The organism is Vibrio sp. YT-15, from assembly GCF_033337445.1.
Classification (GTDB): domain Bacteria; phylum Pseudomonadota; class Gammaproteobacteria; order Enterobacterales; family Vibrionaceae; genus Vibrio; species Vibrio alginolyticus.
In genome coordinates this window covers 1-1,494 of record NZ_JAWOQR010000065.1, presented here as the reverse complement: position 1 = coordinate 1,494, position 1,494 = coordinate 1, and the positions used below count along the sequence as shown (strand labels likewise).

Here is a 1,494-nt window from a genome sequence, read left to right as displayed (position 1 = left end):
AAAATCCAGACAGCGTAATCAGCGTGGTTGATAAAGGAATACGTCGTAACAGCATCTAAAATCTCTATGGGTAAAGCAAGGCATTGAGACGTTTAGCCTCTGACAGGCTTTTTAGTCCCAAACCGCCAACCAAAGCGTGTCCATCAATGGTGATGATGTTCTTTGTCTGGCCTGCTGGTGTTGCTGCAAGTAACGGCATCGCCTTTAAAATGGCGTCTGCACCGCCCATGGTCTCATAGCTGCGGCCACTAACTAAAATGACATCGGGTTGCATCTCTACCATCGCTTCGGTTGACAGTGGTTTGTAAGAGGTCAGTTTTTTCGCCGCAGGATTATCACCGCCTGCTAACGCTATGATGGCGTCTGGCGTGGTATTCAAGCCTGCAACATTGGCTGGGCGACCTTCGTGAATAAGCAAAAACAGCACTTTCTTTTTAGCAGAAGGTGCAGGCTGATGCGCTTGCAAAGATTCGACTTGCGTTTTTACCTCTTGCTTCAAGTTTGTTGCTTGAGACTCACGGTTCATGATAGTCGCAATCTGATCGATACGATGCAAAAGCCCGTCAACGTTGGCTTCTGTATTGACTATCTCGACATCCACACCTGCCGACTTTAGTTGATTTAAGGTGGTAGTTGGTCCCATCTCATCAGAGCCAATTAACTTGGTTGGGCTCAGTGCCAACAACCCCTCTGCTGCAAGTCGGCGATGATACCCAACGTCGGGTAACTCCATGCCTTGCGGCAAAGTACTGGTTACATCAACGGCGACCAAGCTGTCTTTCGCATCGAGCGCAAGTAGTAGTTCGGTAACGGCGCTGCCCGCACTGACGACGCGTTCTGAGTTTGGGGCGTTGTTGGCAAAAAGGTTCGTGCTTGCAAGTAACAGAGCGGCAGCAGTCAACGCAGTGCGCACTGGTGATAATGTGTTCTTCATGAAAATGTTCTCAGTTTTATGTTCTTGTTATGGCGACTCTTCAGTGAGCAATTGAGTCGCCTGAATTCCGTTTTCTTGCAAAAAGCCAAGAAGCTGAACAAGTGATTGAATATTGGCTGTTTTTTCTGCACCAATCACAATAGGTTTATCGGTTGATTTACTCTCTTCTAACAGCGCGAGAGTGAAGTTTTCCCAATCAATGTACGTTTGTCCGTTGATCGCCCAATAAGGCTCATCCTTGAGGATATTAACGGTAATCGACTGCTTATCGACCTCTGCAACGGCCTGAGAGTCGGTGCTTGGCAGCGCGACATCTAATGAATCGAGTTTGACTGCGGCGGTAAGCATCAAGAAAACCATCACAATAAAAATGATGTCTAACAGCGGTGTTAAATCTGGTGTTAAGCCGTTGCGGTTATTGTCTTGTGGTACTTTGATCATGAAGCTTTTGCCTCAGCCGTTTTGGTGACACTTACCGTTGTTTTTGTTTTTTCTGGAGACACGTGCTGCAGGGAAATGCCTTCAAGCCACAAATTCACGTAGTTGAGAGTATGCTCAAG

At 47.1% G+C, this 1,494-nt stretch carries 2 protein-coding genes and 1 pseudogene; all 3 read right to left on the bottom strand.

What is annotated here, in order from left to right; translation table 11 throughout:
- Positions 1–64 precede the first annotated feature (64 nt).
- A complete protein-coding gene (locus tag R7D93_RS25255; RefSeq protein ID WP_318129556.1) occupies positions 65–934 on the bottom strand; it encodes a hemin ABC transporter substrate-binding protein in 870 nt (289 codons plus the stop codon).
- A gap of 27 nt (positions 935–961) precedes the next feature.
- The gene (locus R7D93_RS25250; RefSeq protein ID WP_005454456.1) at positions 962–1,375 is read right to left on the bottom strand and encodes an ExbD/TolR family protein; all 414 of its coding nucleotides are present in this window, start codon (positions 1,373–1,375) and stop codon (positions 962–964) included.
- Positions 1,372–1,494, bottom strand: a pseudogene (locus R7D93_RS25245) (MotA/TolQ/ExbB proton channel family protein); the annotation flags it as partial. The pseudogene R7D93_RS25245 and the gene R7D93_RS25250, both read right to left, overlap by 4 nt.